15 protein-coding genes are annotated in these 16,801 nt (G+C 61.7%); 13 read left to right on the top strand and 2 right to left on the bottom strand.

Annotated features, from left to right (window positions below):
• Window position 1 precedes the first annotated feature (1 nt).
• Entirely contained in the window at window positions 2-676 is a 675-nt protein-coding gene (locus ACFRAH_RS22850; RefSeq protein WP_377993192.1) for a haloacid dehalogenase type II, read from the bottom strand.
• Between the two features lie 405 nt (window positions 677-1,081).
• Here ACFRAH_RS22850 and ACFRAH_RS22845 point away from each other — a divergent pair, with 405 nt between their 5' ends.
• The 11 genes from ACFRAH_RS22845 (at window position 1,082) to ACFRAH_RS22795 (ending at window position 12,095) form a co-directional block, all read left to right on the top strand.
• The gene (locus tag ACFRAH_RS22845) at window positions 1,082-2,008 is read left to right on the top strand and encodes an ABC transporter substrate-binding protein (RefSeq protein WP_377993191.1); all 927 of its coding nucleotides are present in this window, start codon (window positions 1,082-1,084) and stop codon (window positions 2,006-2,008) included.
• A gap of 57 nt (window positions 2,009-2,065) precedes the next feature.
• Window positions 2,066-2,953 carry an amino acid ABC transporter permease gene (locus tag ACFRAH_RS22840; RefSeq protein WP_377993190.1) on the top strand — a complete coding sequence of 296 codons (888 nt, stop codon included), beginning with the start codon at window positions 2,066-2,068 and terminating at the stop codon, window positions 2,951-2,953.
• The gene (locus tag ACFRAH_RS22835; protein ID WP_377993189.1) at window positions 2,950-3,717 is read left to right on the top strand and encodes an amino acid ABC transporter ATP-binding protein; all 768 of its coding nucleotides are present in this window, start codon (window positions 2,950-2,952) and stop codon (window positions 3,715-3,717) included. Before ACFRAH_RS22840 ends, ACFRAH_RS22835 begins: the two co-directional genes overlap by 4 nt.
• Entirely contained in the window at window positions 3,718-4,854 is a 1,137-nt protein-coding gene (gene solA / locus ACFRAH_RS22830; RefSeq protein WP_377993188.1) for an N-methyl-L-tryptophan oxidase, read from the top strand. It begins immediately after the preceding gene.
• An 84-nt stretch (window positions 4,855-4,938) separates the two neighbouring features.
• A complete protein-coding gene (locus ACFRAH_RS22825) occupies window positions 4,939-6,192 on the top strand; it encodes an aspartate aminotransferase family protein (RefSeq protein WP_377993187.1) in 1,254 nt (417 codons plus the stop codon).
• Between the two features lie 86 nt (window positions 6,193-6,278).
• Entirely contained in the window at window positions 6,279-7,733 is a 1,455-nt protein-coding gene (locus tag ACFRAH_RS22820) for an NAD-dependent succinate-semialdehyde dehydrogenase (RefSeq protein WP_377993186.1), read from the top strand.
• A gap of 41 nt (window positions 7,734-7,774) precedes the next feature.
• Window positions 7,775-8,467 carry a GntR family transcriptional regulator gene (locus ACFRAH_RS22815; RefSeq protein WP_377993185.1) on the top strand — a complete coding sequence of 231 codons (693 nt, stop codon included), beginning with the start codon at window positions 7,775-7,777 and terminating at the stop codon, window positions 8,465-8,467.
• A 243-nt stretch (window positions 8,468-8,710) separates the two neighbouring features.
• Window positions 8,711-9,637: an ABC transporter substrate-binding protein gene (locus ACFRAH_RS22810; protein WP_377993184.1), complete on the top strand. Its 927-nt coding sequence runs from the start codon at window positions 8,711-8,713 to the stop codon at window positions 9,635-9,637.
• Window positions 9,638-9,682: 45 nt separating this feature from the next.
• Window positions 9,683-10,579 (top strand): amino acid ABC transporter permease, encoded by an 897-nt coding sequence (locus ACFRAH_RS22805; protein ID WP_377993183.1) that lies wholly within the window; start codon window positions 9,683-9,685, stop codon window positions 10,577-10,579.
• Window positions 10,576-11,343 (top strand): amino acid ABC transporter ATP-binding protein, encoded by a 768-nt coding sequence (locus ACFRAH_RS22800; protein WP_377993182.1) that lies wholly within the window; start codon window positions 10,576-10,578, stop codon window positions 11,341-11,343. Before ACFRAH_RS22805 ends, ACFRAH_RS22800 begins: the two co-directional genes overlap by 4 nt.
• An 80-nt stretch (window positions 11,344-11,423) precedes the next feature.
• Window positions 11,424-12,095, top strand: a complete 672-nt coding sequence (locus ACFRAH_RS22795) for a GntR family transcriptional regulator (RefSeq protein ID WP_377993181.1) — start codon at window positions 11,424-11,426, stop codon at window positions 12,093-12,095.
• A gap of 89 nt (window positions 12,096-12,184) precedes the next feature.
• Here ACFRAH_RS22795 and ACFRAH_RS22790 read toward each other — a convergent pair whose 3' ends face one another.
• Entirely contained in the window at window positions 12,185-12,547 is a 363-nt protein-coding gene (locus tag ACFRAH_RS22790; RefSeq protein WP_377993180.1) for a cupin domain-containing protein, read from the bottom strand.
• A gap of 680 nt (window positions 12,548-13,227) precedes the next feature.
• Here ACFRAH_RS22790 and ACFRAH_RS22785 point away from each other — a divergent pair.
• Window positions 13,228-14,427, top strand: coding sequence for a PLP-dependent aminotransferase family protein (locus tag ACFRAH_RS22785; protein ID WP_377993179.1), 1,200 nt, complete (start codon window positions 13,228-13,230; stop codon window positions 14,425-14,427).
• Between the two features lie 160 nt (window positions 14,428-14,587).
• Window positions 14,588-16,747 (top strand): glycogen debranching N-terminal domain-containing protein, encoded by a 2,160-nt coding sequence (locus tag ACFRAH_RS22780; RefSeq protein WP_377993178.1) that lies wholly within the window; start codon window positions 14,588-14,590, stop codon window positions 16,745-16,747.
• The last annotated feature ends 54 nt before the right edge of the window (window positions 16,748-16,801 follow it).

Below are 16,801 nucleotides of genomic sequence, written 5' to 3'. Positions count from 1 at the left end.
TTCAGAGACCGAGGTGCTTGTTGATCTCGTCCAGGGACTTGGCAACTTTGAGGTCGTAGCCCGGGCCGATGGGGTCGTAGCCACGGTCCAGCATCCAGAGGTTGCGGAAGCCCATGTCGTGCATCGGATGCATGTCGTACCGTGTGTGCGAGGAGACGTGCAGGAAGTCCTCCGGCTTGGCGTTCAGGGTGTCCAGCATGTACTCGAAGGCCTGGTAGCGCGGCTTGTAGGCCCGGGCCTGCTCAGCGGTGTAGACGGCGTGGAAGTCCGCGCCGAGCTTCGGAATGCTGATGTCCAGGAAGCTGTCGTCCGCGTTGGACAGAGCCACCAGCTGGTAGTTATCGCCCATGGTCTTCAGCGGGGCCGGCACGTCCTCGTGGGCAACCCAGCCGCGGACAGCCTCAGCGAACTGTGCGCCGGCACCTTCGGTTGGCCCGATGCCCCAGCGCTTGGACACCCGGTCAAAGGAATCCTGAAGGATCTGCTCGTAGGGCTTGTAGTCGCCAAGGACCTCGTCGAAGCGGTACCCGCGGAACTGCTTCTTGAAGGCCGGCCACTGCTCTTCAGGGATGCGGCCATCAAGCAGGCGACGCGTGGTGGGATCAATGTCGAAGTTGATCAGCGTGCCGTAGATATCAAAAGAGATGTACTTCGGCCGGAAGTTCGTGTCTGCCATGATTCGTCCGTTCATTGAGATTTTATGCGAGGCCCGGATTGTTGGCCATCAGCTGCTGGTCCGGGCTGCCGGATTTTCTTCCGAGCCGGAAGACTCCTCAGCCCGTTGTTCTCGACTGTAGGCGTCAAAATTGTAAATTGTCAACAGTTTCTACTGAGACTCTTTCTCAACAACACCGCCTACAAAAACGACTGATTTTTTTCATCGTCAATTGTTGACAATCTGCGATCGAAGGAGTTGCATTGCTCTTGGATGCCGAACGAGATCCGGATCACACCGCATGAAGCAACAAGCGCCAGCACCACCTCGCCTCTGCCGACAGCATGGCAAGACAAGCGGAAGGTCCTGGAAATACTGCACCCGTTCCAGACGAACCTCAGTTGGAACCAATCGAAGGGAAGCACCATGAAGACAAGAAGCAAAGTCCAAACCGCCGCCACGGGACTTGCCGTCCTGTTGGCTTTGAGCGCCTGTGGCGGATCGGCCACTGGAGGCACGGCTGCGGCGGATTCCAAGACCTCGAACACTGCCGACACTTCCGAGGGCGTCCAGCCTGACGCTGCCGCGGTCAAGCTGTTCCCGCAGTCCTACAAGGACAAGGGCGAACTGACGGTGGCCATGGACCTGCACTACCCGCCCACCACGTTCCTTGCCGACGATAACGTGACCCCGATCGGCCTCAACCCGGACATCGCCCGCCTCGTGGCCAAGAAACTGGGACTGAAGCTGAAGTTCGAGAACACCGCGTTTGACACCATCATTCCCGGCATCGACGGCGGCCGCTACGACTTCACTGCCACCACCATGTCACCCACCGCCGAACGGCTGAAGGTCCTGGACATGATCGACTATCTCAATACCGGCGTCTCGGTGGCCGTGGCCCACGGCAATCCGCTGAACATCAGCAATGACGATATGTGCGGTAAGAACATCGCCGTCACCCAGGGTTCCAACGCCCAGTTGAAGCATCTTCCGAACATCTCGGAGTGGACGTGCACCTCCAAGGGCAAGCCGGCCATCAACGGCGTTACGCTCCCCAATGTCCAGGAAGCCCTCACGCAGCTTGCCTCCAAACGGATCGACGGAGTCTTCTACGACACTCCGGCGCTGGTCTGGGCGGACCACCAGCAGCCGAACACCTTCACGGTCCTCACGCCGCAGGTGGATACCCGCTCGGACCACACCGTTGCCATTGGCCTGAAGAAGGGATCACCGCTGTCCCCGGCGCTGCAGGCAGCGACCCAGTCCGTACTTGAAAGCCCCGAATACAAGAAGTCCCTCGACAACTGGGGCCTCAACGATCTGGCCATCACCGACGCCAAACTCAACTAGCGGGGTACTTCCGTGCAGTCAGTGATTATCGAAAGAAGTGAAACCACAATGAGTGGGATGGATCCAGCCCTTAAACCACGGCTACGCCGGCGAAGCACCTTCGAGTACGTCGCGTGGGTTGTATGTAGCCTCATCGGACTGGGCATTCTCATCTCGGTTTCGACCAATTCCAATTTCCGGTGGGGCGTGGTCGCCAAGTACTTCACGTATGAAACCATCCTCCGTGGCCTGATGCTTACGATCTTTTTGACACTTGCCAGCATGGCCCTCGGGACGCTCCTGGGCCTGGCGCTTGCCGTCATGAGATCCTCGAACATCAAGCCGATCGCAGCGACGGCGGGCGTCTACATCACCCTGTTCCGTGGCACCCCGGTCCTGGTACAGCTCATCTTCTGGTTCAACATCGCCGCGCTGTACCCGAACCTGACGATCGGAATTCCGTTCACTAACATCGGCACCGCGATCGACGTGAACGCCCTGATGGCACCCATCACCGCAGCCCTGATCGGGCTGACCCTGAACCAAGCCGCCTACATGGCCGAGATCATCCGCGGCGGCTTCTCCGCCGTGGGCAAGGGCCAGATCGAGGCTGCTGACTCGCTGGGAATGAGCGGGGCAATGAAGATGCGCAAGGTCATCATTCCCCAGGCCATGCCCTCGATCATCCCGGCGACCGGAAACCAGTTCATCGGCATGTTCAAGGAAACGTCCCTCGTCAGCGTTCTCGGCGTCGCGGAACTGCTCCAAAGTGCCCAGCTCATCTACGCCCGCACCTACGAAACCATTCCGCTGCTCATCGTCGCCAGCCTCTGGTACCTCGTAATGACCCTCCTGCTGAGCTACCCGCAATCCAAGCTTGAGCAAAAATACTCCCGTTCAACCTCCAGGCTTCCCCGGAAGGCGAAAAAGGTTGTGCTGACCGACCCGGAAGGTATTGCCCCATGAGTACCGACGGCACCATTCATGCCCGTGGAATCCGAAAGTCCTTCGGATCCAAAACCGTCCTAAAGGACATCGACCTGGACATCGCCAGCGGAGAAATCTGCTGCATCATCGGCCCCAGCGGCTCTGGAAAGTCCACCGTCCTGCGCTGTATCAACGGCCTGGAGGCCGTCGACACCGGAGTCCTGAAAGTGAACGGTGAAAACTTCGGCTATTACGAGACCGACACTGCCTACCACGCGCTCAGGCCGAAGGAACTCGCCCGGCAGCGCACCAGGGTGGGCATGGTCTTCCAGCAGTTCAACCTCTTCCCCAACATGACCGCCCGGGAAAACATCATGGCCGGCCCCGTCCTGGTCAAGGGCGCTGACAAGAAACAGGCCGCGGCGCGGGCAGACGAGCTGCTGGCCAGCGTCGGCCTGGCCGGTTTCGGCGATTGCTACCCGGCCCAGCTTTCCGGCGGGCAGCAGCAGCGCGTGGCGATCGCCCGGTCCCTGGCTATGGACCCGGAGATCATGCTCTTCGATGAACCCACCAGCGCCCTGGACCCCGAAAAAGTCGGCGAAGTCCTCATGGTGATGCAGGACCTGGCCAAGAAGGGCATGACCATGGTGGTTGTCACGCACGAAATGGGCTTCGCCCGCGAAGTGGCTGACTCCCTGATCTTCATGGATGACGGCTGCGTCGTCGAACGCGGCGATGCCAGGGAAGTCCTTCGCAATCCCAAGGAACCCCGCACCCAGGCCTTCCTGGACAAGGTGATCTAAATGACGGATGGCAAGCTGGCCGTTATCGGCCTGGGCAGCATCGGATGCATGGCGTTGTGGCAGGCATCCCGCCTGTCCGACTCGGTGGTCGGATTCGAGGCCGCCTCGCCCGCTCACGGGCGAAGCGCGGTGGGCGGGGACACCCGCCTGTTCCGCATGCTCTACCGCGGGATCCCCGACTATTACCCCATCCTTAAGCGCTCCCGCAGCCTCTGGGCAGAACTCGAGGCCGAAACCGGCCAGAGCATCCTGACCCGTTGCGGCGGGCTCTCCATCGGAACAGCCGACGGCCCTTACATCCGGCCGCTGCTGGAAACCACGCGGCTCAACGGAGCCGAGCACGAACTCCTCAGCCGCGAAGCCATGGCAGAACGCTACCCGCAGCACAACCTCCGCGACGACGACGTCGCCGTTTACGACCCCAACGCCGGCGCCCTGCGCACCGACCGTGCAGTGACGGCGGCAGTCGCCGCCGCCCAGGCCAACGGGGCCACCGTTCACGCCAACACCCCGATCGACGCAATCACCGAAACCAAAGACAGCGTGGTCGTCACCTCCGGCGCGAAGTCCTGGACCTTCGAGAATGTCATCGTTGCGTCCGGCGGCTGGTCGCAACGGCTCATGCCCGACTACCTGAAGGCGGCAACGGAAACCCGACGGATCTTCCTGACCTGGTTTGTCGCCCGGGACGCAGCCGAGTTCTCGCCGGAGAAGTTTCCCGTCTTCATCCGCATCTCCGGGGACCGCTCCATGTACGGCGCACCCGCCGTCGACGGCGTCACGGTCAAAGCAACTCTGGACGGCCGCGGCGCAACAACACCGTCCGCGGACTCAGTGCCAAGAGAACTCACCCCGGCAGAAATCACCGAAACCACGGAAACCGTCACCGAATTCTTCCCCGGGCTGTTTCCAAATATCGTGCGCTCGGACGCGTTCCCGGACCTCTACACACAGGACGGGAATCCGCTGCTTGGCCGCCTAAACGAAGGCAACAGGATCTACTGCGCCACCGGCTTTTCCGGGGCGGGCTTCAAAATGGCCTCGGGGTACGGCGAGATTGCCGCCCACGAGGCCCTGGGCAAACGCTCCTTCGAGGGCCTGGATTTCGTCAGGCCCCGGCGTTTCACATCTAACTGACCACCCACTCCCGTTCGGCAATTGTCGATTTTCATCGGATCGCAAATTGTTGACAATCTACACATTCTGAGAAAGTATGAAGCCATGGCAACTCTTAGCCCCATCCTTAAGCAGGCAACGCCGGTCGTCGTTGATCACGCAGCCGGCTCCTGGATCCACGCCACCGACGGGAAAAAGTACCTCGATTTCACCACCGGCATCGGCGTTACCAGCACAGGTCACTGCCATCCGGACGTCGTCGCTGCAGCCCGCGAACAGGTGGGCAAGATTGTGCATGCCCAGTACACCACCGTGATGCACAAGCCCCTGCTTGAGCTCACAGACAAGTTGGGAGAATTCCTGCCCGCGGGGCTGGACAGTGTCTTCTACGCCACCTCCGGTTCCGAAGCCGTGGAAGCCTCAGTGCGCCTCGCCCGCATGGCCACCGGCCGGCCGAACATCATCTCGTTCCAGGGCGGCTTTCACGGCAGGACTGTCGGAGCGGCCTCCCTTACCACCGCAGGCACCAAATTCCGTTCCGGGTTCTCCCCGATGATGGGCGGAGTGCACATTGCACCCTTCCCGCACGCCTACCGGTACGGCTGGGATGAAGAAACAGCGGTTGCCTTTGCCCTGAAGGAACTGGACCACCTCCTGGTCAGCATCAGCAGCCCAAGTGATACGGCAGGCTTCATCATCGAGCCCGTCCTCGGCGACGGCGGCTATATCCCCACACCTGTTGCTTTCCTGCAGGGCTTGCGGGAGCGCGCCGACCGGCATGGCATCGTCCTCATCATTGACGAAGTCCAGGCCGGCGTCGGGCGCACCGGAAAATTCTGGGGACATGACTGGGCGGGCATCCGGCCGGACATTGTCATCACCGCCAAGGGCCTCGCCAGCGGATTCCCCATCTCGGCGATTGCCGCCTCGGCGGAGCTGATGGGCAAGGCATGGCCTGGCTCCCAGGGCGGCACCTACGGTGGAAACGCCGTCGCTGCCGCGGCAGGCGTGGCAACGTTGGGCGTCATAGAGCGCGAGAACCTGGTGTCCAATGCGCTGGTGCGGGGCGATGAACTGCGCATCGGGCTCGAAAGCCTCAAGCCCGAGTTCGCGGCAATCGGGGACGTGCGGGGCCGGGGACTGATGCAGTCCCTCGAGTTCACCGCTGCGGATAACACTCCCGATGCCGCTACAGCGCTGGCTGTCCAGCAGGCCGCCGTCAAGGAAGAGCTCCTGCTCCTCACCTGCGGCCCCCATGGCAACGTCATCCGGATTATTCCGGCCCTCAACGTCAGCAGCGACGAGATCCAGAGCGGTCTCTCCAGGTTCACCCAGGCGCTGAAAGCAGCCACCTCCTAATACACCAAGACCCGGACCTCGCCGCCGGCAGCGGATCCAGACTCCGCCCCGCGAGGTCCCTTCCTGCCATCACTGAAAGTGTGACAATGAGCCTCTCATTTGACCCCAACACCCTACATACAGACTTGTTCATCGACGGTGCCTGGCGAAAGGCCACCGGAGCTGCCACGTTTCCGGTCGAGAACCCCGCGACCAATGAAATCATCGTCCATGTGGCCGACGGCGGGGTTGAAGACGCAGCCCTGGCCATCGAGGCAGCAGGGCGTGCCCAGTCGGAGTGGGGCAAGTCCTCACCCCGCCAGCGGGCCGATATCCTACGACGTGCCTTTGAACTGGTGATTGCCAACACCGATCGTTTGGCCGCCATCATGACCGCGGAGATGGGAAAGCCCCTTGCCGAGGCAAAGGGCGAAGTAGCCTATGGCGCCGAGTTCCTGCGCTGGTTCTCCGAGGAGGCCGTTCGAATCGGCGGAGATAGCACAACCTCGGTAGACGGCAAGACCCGCATCCTGATCACCAAGGAACCGGTTGGTCCCACCGTCTTGGTGACCCCGTGGAACTTCCCGCTGGCAATGGGTGCCCGCAAGATCGCCCCTGCGGTTGCGGCCGGCTGCACCATGGTCTTCAAGCCTGCCGAATTGACCCCGCTGACGTCCCTGGCCCTGGTGGACATTTTCAAGCAGGCAGGTCTGCCCGACGGGGTCCTGAACGTCGTGACCACGTCCAGCGCAGCCACCGTGGTGGAGAACTGGACCAGCAGTGGCATCGCCCGGAAGATCAGCTTCACGGGTTCTACTGAGGTCGGCAAACTGCTGCTGCGCCAGGCATCGGAGAACGTCATGCGCTCCTCCATGGAACTGGGTGGAAATGCTCCGTTCATTGTCCTCGCCGACGCGGACATCGAGAAGGCCGTCGATGGCGCCATGAAGGCGAAGATGCGGAACATGGGTGAAGCCTGTACAGCCGCGAACCGTTTCTTCGTGCACCGCTCAGTAGTCGAGGAGTTCGGTGAAAAGTTCGCCAAGAGGATGTCGGAACTGCGTGTAGGCAACGGCGCCCTGGAGGGAACGGACGTGGGTCCCCTCATCGAGCAAAAGGGCCTGGACAAGGTCGAGAGCCTGGTGGCGGATGCTGTCGCCAAGGGTGCTCGCGTCGTGACCGGCGGAAGCCGTCCGGTGGGTCCCGGATACTTCTACTCCCCCACGGTCATGGTGGACGTGCCGCTGGAATCGAACCTGATGACCACGGAGATCTTCGGCCCGGTAGCGGCCATCACTTCCTTCGACAGCGAGGATGAAGTGCTCCGGATGGCCAATGACACGGCCTGGGGCCTCGTTGGCTACGTCTTTACTGAGAACATGGACAAGGCCCTGCGCTTCTCCGCAGAACTGGAAGTAGGAATGGTCGGCCTCAATACAGGCCTCGTGTCCAACCCGGTAGCTCCCTTTGGTGGAGTTAAGCAGTCGGGGCTGGGCCGGGAAGGCGGCAAGCTCGGCATTGAAGAATTTCTCGAGTACAAGTACACGGCAATAGCCGTCTAAAAAATATGCAAAATGCCGAAAAGTGAGATGAGGGGATATCAATGGCGGCACCAGAGGGACTGTTCATACTGGAGGGAAGGCCCACGGCGCAGCTGATAGCGGATCAGTTGCGGGAACAAATCGTCCAGGGAACCTTTCGTCCAGGACAGCAGATCAACGAGTCTCTCCTGGCCAGCCAGCTTCACACTTCCCGGGGGCCTCTCCGGGAAGCGCTGCAGCGTCTGTGCCAAGAGGGGATCCTGGTCAGCCACCGCAACCGCGGAGTGTTCGTCCTTGAGCTTTCAACCGGGGACGTCAAGGAGATCTACGCCGTCCGTGAGTCCGTGGAATTAGCCGCTGCGAATATACTCCTCGACGCCGGGCAGGAGGACATCAACGACACCTGCGAGGTGCTGCGGCGAATCATCGGGGACATGGTGAAGCAGGTAGCTGTGTCTGACTGGCAGGCGATTGCCCGACTGGACATGGAGTTCCACACCGCCTTCGTAGCCGGTACCGGCAACACACGCCTGATCAGGATTTACAAGACCCTGGCAGCGGAATCGCGGATGTGCATTCTCAACCTGGAAGTCTCCTACCCGCGGGTGGATGTCCTGGTGCAGGAGCACCAGAACATCCTGGACCTGCTGGAGGCAGGGGACCGAAAGGGACTCCAGCTCGCCATCAGGCGGCACATGCAGAAGGGTGTGGAGGACCTCACCGCAACCACGCAACACATCGATATCACCGCCTAGAGATCCCCTCGAAGGGCAATTCCAACGAAGAGGTGGCACGGTCCAACGGACCGGGCCACCTCTTTGTTTTGTGCAGCATCGAGAGAGGACCGGACAAACGGCGGGGAGCGGCCAAGGTTAGTTGAAAAACTTTTCTGCAAATTGTCGACGATCCGCGATCCGAGTGGTTGCATTATGGGATAGGAAGCGGCGCGGAAAGGTGGGAACACAAGTCCGGCACCGCCGTCGCAAAGGGAAGCACCGATGAGGATCAGAACCAAGGTCCAGAGCGCAGTTGCAGCATTGGCGATTGTCTTGGCGCTTACCGCGTGTGGCTCGGGGCCCAACAGTGATTCGGAGGCCGACGGCTCCAAGACGTCAAATACGGCGGACATCTCCGAAGGCGTCCAGCCTGATGCTGCCGCAGTGAAGCTGTTGCCTCAGTCCTACAAGGACAAGGGCGAACTGACGGTGGCCATGGACCTGCACTACCCGCCCACCACGTTCCTTGCTGACGATAACGTGACTCCGATCGGCCTCAACCCGGACGTCGCCCGCCTCGTGGCCAAGAAGCTGGGCCTGAACCTGAAGTTCGAGAACACCGCGTTTGACACCATCATTCCCGGCATCGATGGCGGCCGCTACGACTTCACTGTCACCACCATGGCGCCAACGCCCGAACGTTTGAAGGTGCTGGACATGATCGACTACTTCAACGGTGGCCTTTCCGTTGCCGTGAGCGCGGGCAACCCGCTGCAGATCAGCAATGACCACATGTGCGGCCGGAACATTGCCGTCACGAAGGGTTCCACCGGCCAGCTGACCCACCTGCCGAACGTCTCGGAGTGGACCTGCACCTCCAAGGGAAAGCCGGCCATCAACGCTGTTACGCTCCCCAACGTCCAGGAAGCCCTCACGCAGCTGGCGTCCAAGCGGATCGACGGAGTCTTCTACGACACCGCTTCGCTCGTCTGGGCAGAAGAGCAGCAGCCAAACACCTTCACGATCCTGTCTCCGCAGGTGGATACCCGCTCGGACCACACCGTTGCCATTGGCCTGAAGAAAGGATCGGCGCTGACTCCTGCACTGCAGAGGGCCACGCAGTCCGTGCTTGAAAGCAGCGAATACAGGAAGTCCCTCGGCAATTGGGGCCTGGAATCAGGCGCCATCACCGAAGCGAAGCTTAACTGAAGGCCCGCCGTGCTGAACTTCACCAGTCGAGGGAGGCGGCCAACAGTGGGTGCGACAGACCCTGCCCTTAAGCCAAGGCTGCGGCGCCGGAGCACCTTCGAGTACGTCGCGTGGGCCCTGTGCACCCTGCTTGGGCTGGGCATTCTTGTCTCCGTTTCGACCAATTCCAACTTCAGGTGGGGCGTGGTCGCGAAATACTTCACCCACGAAACGATCATCCGTGGCCTCATGCTCACGATCTTTCTGACCTTTGCCAGCATGGCCCTCGGGACGCTCCTGGGCCTGGTGCTGGCGATCATGAGGGCCTCGAGCATAAAACCTGTCGCGGCCACCGCGGCTGTTTACATCACCCTGTTCCGGGGCACCCCGGTCCTGGTCCAGCTCATCTTCTGGTTCAACATCGCCGCACTGTACCCGAACCTCACCATCGGAATTCCGTTCACCGGCATCGGCACCGCCATCGACGTCAACGCCTTGATCGCGCCAATCACCGCAGCCCTCATCGGCCTCTCGCTCAATGAGGCCGCGTACATGGCCGAAATCATCCGCGGCGGCTTCTCCGCCGTCGGAAGGGGCCAGATCGAGGCTGCCGACTCCCTCGGCATGAGTAGCTCAACGAAAATGCGCAAGGTCATCATCCCCCAGGCCATGCCCTCGATCATCCCGGCGACCGGAAACCAGTTCATCGGCATGTTCAAGGAAACGTCGCTCGTCAGTGTGCTGGGTGTGGCGGAACTGCTCCAGAGCGCGCAACTCATCTACGCCCGCACCTACGAGACCATTCCGCTGCTGATCGTTGCCAGCCTCTGGTACCTCGTGATGACCCTCCTGCTGAGCTACCCGCAATCCCGGCTTGAGAATCGGTACTCGCGTGCAACTTCCCCACTGCCGAGGAAGGCGAAAAGGGCAGCCCTGACAAAACAGGAGGGCATAGCCCGGTGAACGCCGATGGCACTATTCACGCGCGAGGAATCCGAAAGTCCTTCGGACCCAAGACGGTTCTGAAAGACATTGATCTGGACGTCGCCAGCGGAGAGATCTGCTGCATCATCGGCCCCAGCGGCTCTGGAAAGTCCACCCTCCTGCGCTGTATCAACGGCTTGGAGACCGTCGACTCGGGAGTGCTGAAAGTGAACGGTGAAAACCTGGGGTACTACGAAACCGACACCGCCTACCATGCCCTGAGCCCGAAGGAATTCGCCCTGCAGCGCACCGGGATCGGCATGGTCTTCCAGCAGTTCAACCTCTTCCCCAACATGACCGCCGGGGAGAACGTCATGGCCGGCCCCGTGCTGGTCAAGGGCGCTGACAAGAAACAGGCTGCCAGGCGGGCACACGAACTGTTGGCCAGCGTCGGCCTCGCTGAATTCGGCGACCACTACCCTGCACAGCTCTCCGGCGGCCAGCAGCAGCGCGTGGCAATCGCCCGGTCCCTGGCTATGGACCCGGAGATCATGCTCTTCGATGAACCCACCAGCGCCCTGGACCCCGAAAAGGTCGGTGAAGTCCTCACCGTGATGAAGGACCTTGCGAAGCAAGGCATGACCATGGTTGTCGTCACGCACGAAATGGGGTTCGCCCGCGAGGTCTCCCAGTCCCTGCTATTCATGGACGAAGGCTGCATCGTCGAACGCGGCGATGCCAGGGAAATCCTTGCCAACCCCAAGGAGCGCCGCACGCGGGCCTTCCTGGAAAAGGTGCTCTGACAAGGTGCTCTGACAAAGGAACGGAAATCCTGCACTGTGCAGTAGAGGTAATATGCCGAAGAGCGAGATGAGGAAAGACAATGGCGGCAACCGAAGGACTATTCATCCTGGAAGGCAGGCCCACGGCCCAGGTGATTGCCGATCAGCTGCGGGAACAAATCGTGCAGGGGATCTTCCGGCCGGGAGAGCAGATCAATGAATCTGCCATGGCCACCCGGCTGCGCACGTCCAGGGGGCCTCTCCGGGAAGCACTGCAGCGACTGTGCCAGGAAGGGATTCTGGTCAATCACCGCAACCGCGGGGTGTTCGTCCTGGAGCTTACAACCGAGGACATCAAGGAGATCTACGCCGTCCGCGAGGCCGTGGAATCGGCAGCAGCAAATACGCTGCTGGACGGGAATCGGGAACAGATCACGGACACCTGCGACGTGCTGAAGGGAATCATCAAGGACATGGCGAAGCAGGTTGCCGTTTCCGACTGGCAGGCGATCGCACGGCTGGACATGCAATTCCACACCTCCTTCATTGCAGGCACAGGAAATTCCCGCCTGATCCGGATTTACGAGACACTGGCCGCCGAGTCCCGAATGTGCATTCTCAGTCTGGAAGTCTCCTATCCCCGCGCGGATGTTCTCGTGCAGGAGCATCAGAACATCTTGGACTTGCTGGAAGCACGCGACAGACGGGCACTTCAGAACGCCATCAAACGGCACATGCAGAAGGCCGTGGAGGATCTCACCGCCACCAGGTAGGTGACACCCACGGCCAGCACTCGGCCACACCTTCTGGACAAGTGCCCCCGGGCAGCTGCTGCTGCCCGGGGGCACTTGCGGTTTGAGGACTACTCGGCGGTGGCCGGAAGGTCCTTAACAACCCACATCTTTCGCAGCGTCTCGTGGATAGTCCAACTGCCCTCCCAGCCGGCAGGAGTAACGAACAAGGAACCCGGGCCGATATCGAAGCTGGTGCCATCCGGCTCCGTGATCGTGGCGGTGCCGCTCAGAATCTGGCAGATCTCGTCGTAGCCGGGCCGGGTGCTCTTAAACGTTCCCGGAGTTACTTCCCAGATGCCCGTCCTGAAGTCGTCCCTGGCCCAAAGACGTAGGGACACCTCGGTCTGCCCTGCGGTAATCGAGGTTTCCTTGGATTTGTGCTCCCCCGGGTTTGCTCTTGTCGCATCGCTCATGACGGTCGCCTTGACCATAGTCGCTCCTTCTTGGGCTGCGCCCTGTACGTCGGTGCCCGCCCTCGTTGGAAGGCACGGATTTCATCCTAGCAATTGTCAACAATCGACGATAGGCTTGAAATGGAAGTTTTTCCACTGGTGGCAGCCCCGGAGGACCTACCGCCCCTTGGGAGCCAGGGATGGCGAGTGCAGAGGCCCCGGCCACCGAGGCAACCCACAGAAAGGCGCACAAAATGCGACAGAGCCGTCGTGTATCCATGTGGACGTCCCTCCAGCGCGGAGACGTCATTACTCTTTGCCGGCAAGGCGTCGAATGCTACAAGGGTTCCGTTGATGAACGGACTGAAGATGGCCGCACGATTTGGGTGACAGACCAAATCGGAGACCGTCGCCTGTTCCATGTTGAGGATGACTACGACCTGCTGATTTCCGGCGATGTCGACTCCCATTAGGCAGGCCATGGGAGTACATCGGTCCGAAAACAACGTTCAGATGGTCTTCCACGACCCTCTCGCGGGTTTGCGGCCCGAGGGGCAGTCTGTGCCCTCCTACCGCCCGCTCGAGTCTTCTCATCGTTCATCCAGATCCGAACGCCTGGGACTGAAACGCTTAAAGAAGAGCAGGCGAGCCGCGCGAGCCGACGCCATCGAAGCTGTTGCGCGCGAACTGCAGCAACTGGCTCAGCGCGGGGGAAAGCCATGAATGCCGAAGTTCTCCCGTGGGCGGCCCGCACCAAGGGGTTGGTCGGTTCGATCATCGATTCGAGCACGTCCCTGCTGCAGCGGCAGACCCACGATATCGTCAGCTTCGCCATGGGGAGTCCCGCTGCTGAAGCGGTTCCGTCCGAGGATTTCAGCGAGATCTACAGTTCCGTTCTCGCCAATAACGGGGCAGGAGTTTTCGCCTACGGAGCCACTGAAGGCGAAACCGCCCTCCGCGACGAACTCCTTGCCTACCTGGAAACGACTCCCGAACGCACGTCCGCCGAACGGCTGCTCATCACGAGCGGAGGAATGCAGGGCCTGGACCTTGCGGGCAAGCTCTTTGTCGACCCGGGAGACCTTGTGATCGTCGAGGCACCGACATACACCAACGGAAGCGCCACTCTCCTGGCCTATGGTGCAGACATCGTGGAAGCGCCCATCGACGACGACGGCTTGATCGTGGAGACATTGCCGGAGCTGGTTCAAAAAGCCGGGCGCCGGCCCAAAGCTATCTACGTCATTCCGAACTTTCAGAACCCTACCGGGACGGCGATGTCCCTGAAGCGCCGGCTACTTCTGCTTGCCCTGGCCAGGGAATGGCGGAGCATCATCATCGACGACGACCCCTATGGCATGTTGCGTTTCGACGGCAGGCACATCCCGGGATTCCGCGAGCTGGGCGGCGGGGATCCGCTCGTCTTCTCCGTCCGCACCTTTTCCAAGATTCTCGCTCCCGGGCTGCGTGTCGGCTGGGTGGACGCCGATCCCGCCATCGTAGAAAAACTCATTGACGCAAAACAGACAATGGACACCTGCACCAATGTTCCCAATCAACTCCTGTCGGCCGAGTTCCTTCGCCGCGGTGGCCTTGAACCACATCTGGACCGGCTCAGAAGGGAATATCAGAAGCGGATGAGGGCTATGCAGACGTCGCTGGAAAACCACTTCAGCGGAGTGGCGACATGGACGCATCCCCAGGGCGGATTCTTCCTGTGGCTCACCTTCGGTGACAACGTCGACACTTCGAAACTCTTTGACGTGGCTGTCCAGAACGGTGTGGCGTTTATCCCCGGACGCGCGTTTTCCGTGACTGGACAGTTCGGCAACGCCTTGCGGCTGTGCTTTGCCTCGCAGACCCCCGAGCGGACGGAGCTCGGCATTTCCCGGCTTGCGGAGGCACTCAAGGCCCTCTGAAGGGTCCGCCTCTGCTCGCCCCACTCGAGGACGTCAATCCGGATTTCCGGAGCTCTGGCCTCGACGAGCCAGCAAGAGTATCTTCGGTGCAAGAATTGGCGACGGCGGCCGCCGGGCCAGGACGGTCAGGCGCCGTGGCGTCGGTCTTGGAGGAGCCGGGATGGCTGGATGGAACGCTGACACTGCTGCCGGACCTGTGGGCGCAGGGACCATCACCCTGGTGGAAGGCACGTCCTTCTGCATCTCCCTGCCGAACGGGGACATCCATCCGGAATATCCGCACGGAGTCTTCTTTCAGGACACGCGCATCCTGTCCCGCTGGAGCCTCACCGTGAATGGCCAGTCGCTGGAACCGCTGGCCGCGGAGACGAAGGAACCGTACCGTGCGCTGTTTGCCGGCCGCGTCACCCGTTCCGATGGGTATGCGGACAGCCCGCTGATCGTGGAGCGGCTGCGCGAAGTGGGGGCAGGCATCCAGGAGCAGGTGACTATCCGCAACTACTCTCCGGACCCGGCCGAATGCACCATCTCCGTCCGGGCCGAGGCCGATTTCGCAGATCTTTTCGAGGTCAAGGAGGCCCGGATCCAGGGACGCTGGGAAGAAACCCGGGAAGTGGACGGTGATACTTTGACCATCCGGGCCGTTTGGCAGGACGTCCGGAAGGGGCTTCTGGTCCAGGCTCCCGGAGCCGACGTCGCACAGGACGCCCTGACCTACCGCGTGTCCCTCGCGCCGCACAGCCAGTGGAGTACCGTGCTTACCGCGGTTCCCAGCGCCGAGGCAGCGAGTCCTCCCCCGCCGTCGTTCATCCACACTGACGGGGAGAAACTGTCCCCCCGGGACCGCCGCCGGCAGGAATGGGTGGCCAAGATTCCCAAGCTGCACATGGCCAACCACTCCATCGAACGGACCCTCCGGCGCAGCTACGACGATCTGGGCGCGCTCCGCATCGAGGACCCCAACCACCCCGAGCGGATTGTGGTGGCGGCCGGTGCGCCGTGGTTCATGACCCTTTTCGGCCGCGACTCGCTGTGGGCGTCCGAGATGGCGATGCCGGTGGACCCGTCCCTGGCACTGGGCACGCTGCAAACGCTGGCAGACCGGCAGGGCAGCGTCGTGGACCAGATGAGCGAGGAGGAACCGGGCAAGATCCTGCACGAGGTCAGGCTGGACGTCTCCAGCGGGCTTTCGCTCGGCGGCAAGTCCGTTTACTACGGCAGCATCGACGCCACCCCGCTTTTCGTGACGGTGCTTGGATCGGTGAGCCGCTGGGGCTTCGGCAAGGAAACCATCGCCGGGCTGCTGCCCCACGCGGACCGTGCCCTGGACTGGATCCGCGACTACGGCGACAGGGACGGTGACGGGTTCGTCGAGTATGAGCGTCTCAACCCTCGGGGGCTGATCAACCAGGGCTGGAAGGACTCCTGGGACGGCATCAACTTCGCCAACGGCCGGCTGGCCGAGCCCCCTATCGCGCTCTGCGAAGTGCAGGCGTACGTCTACGACGCCTACATGGCGCGCGCCTGGATAGCGTACGACGCCGGCGACACGCCTTTGGGCGATGAACTCGCCGACCGTGCGAAGCTACTGAAGAAGCGGTTCAACGAGCAATTCTGGATCCCGGACCGCGGGTATTACGCCATCGCCCTGGACGGCAAGAAGCGGCAGGTCGACGCGTGTGCGTCCAACATGGGCCACTGCCTGTGGGTGGGCCTCGTGGATGAGGACAAGGCGCCGCAGGTGGCTGAACACCTTATGTCACCCGAGATGTTCAGCGGCTGGGGAGTAAGAACCCTGGCCAGCGACATGGGCGCGTACAACCCCGCGAGCTACCATAACGGCTCGGTCTGGCCGCACGATAACGCCGTCGTTGCGGCAGGCCTGATGCGCTACGGATTCGTGGCGGAAGCGCAGCGCATATCCACAGCACTCCTGGAGGCTGCCGAATACTCGGACGGCCGGCTGCCGGAGCTGTTCTGCGGCTTCAGCCGGGACCAGTTCGCCGAGCCCGTCCCGTACCCGACCGCCTGTTCACCACAAGCCTGGGCCGCCACAACCCCGATCCAGCTGGTGACGACACTGATGCGGTATGACACGCACGTTTCCCGTGGCGGCTTTTGGATGGATCCGGTCCTCCCGGAATCCTACGGCGACCTGCACATCACCAACGCGCCCATGGCCGGCGGCCGGATCACGATAGACATCGCCAATTCCGTGCCTACGGTCCAGGGTCTGCCCGAAGGGATGGTCTTCCACAAGGGCCACCGGCCTTGGCTCACCGAACTGGTGAAAGAAGCAGAGCAGCACCGCAAGCGGTAGCAGTACGACGGCGGGAGGCCGGCAGATCTGGCCGGCACCCGGCCGCGGACTTGA

The organism is Arthrobacter sp. NPDC056727 (assembly GCF_042790555.1).
GTDB lineage: Bacteria > Actinomycetota > Actinomycetes > Actinomycetales > Micrococcaceae > Arthrobacter.
The sequence above is the reverse complement of the archived record's forward strand: the minus strand, read 5'-3'. Positions and strand labels throughout refer to the sequence as shown.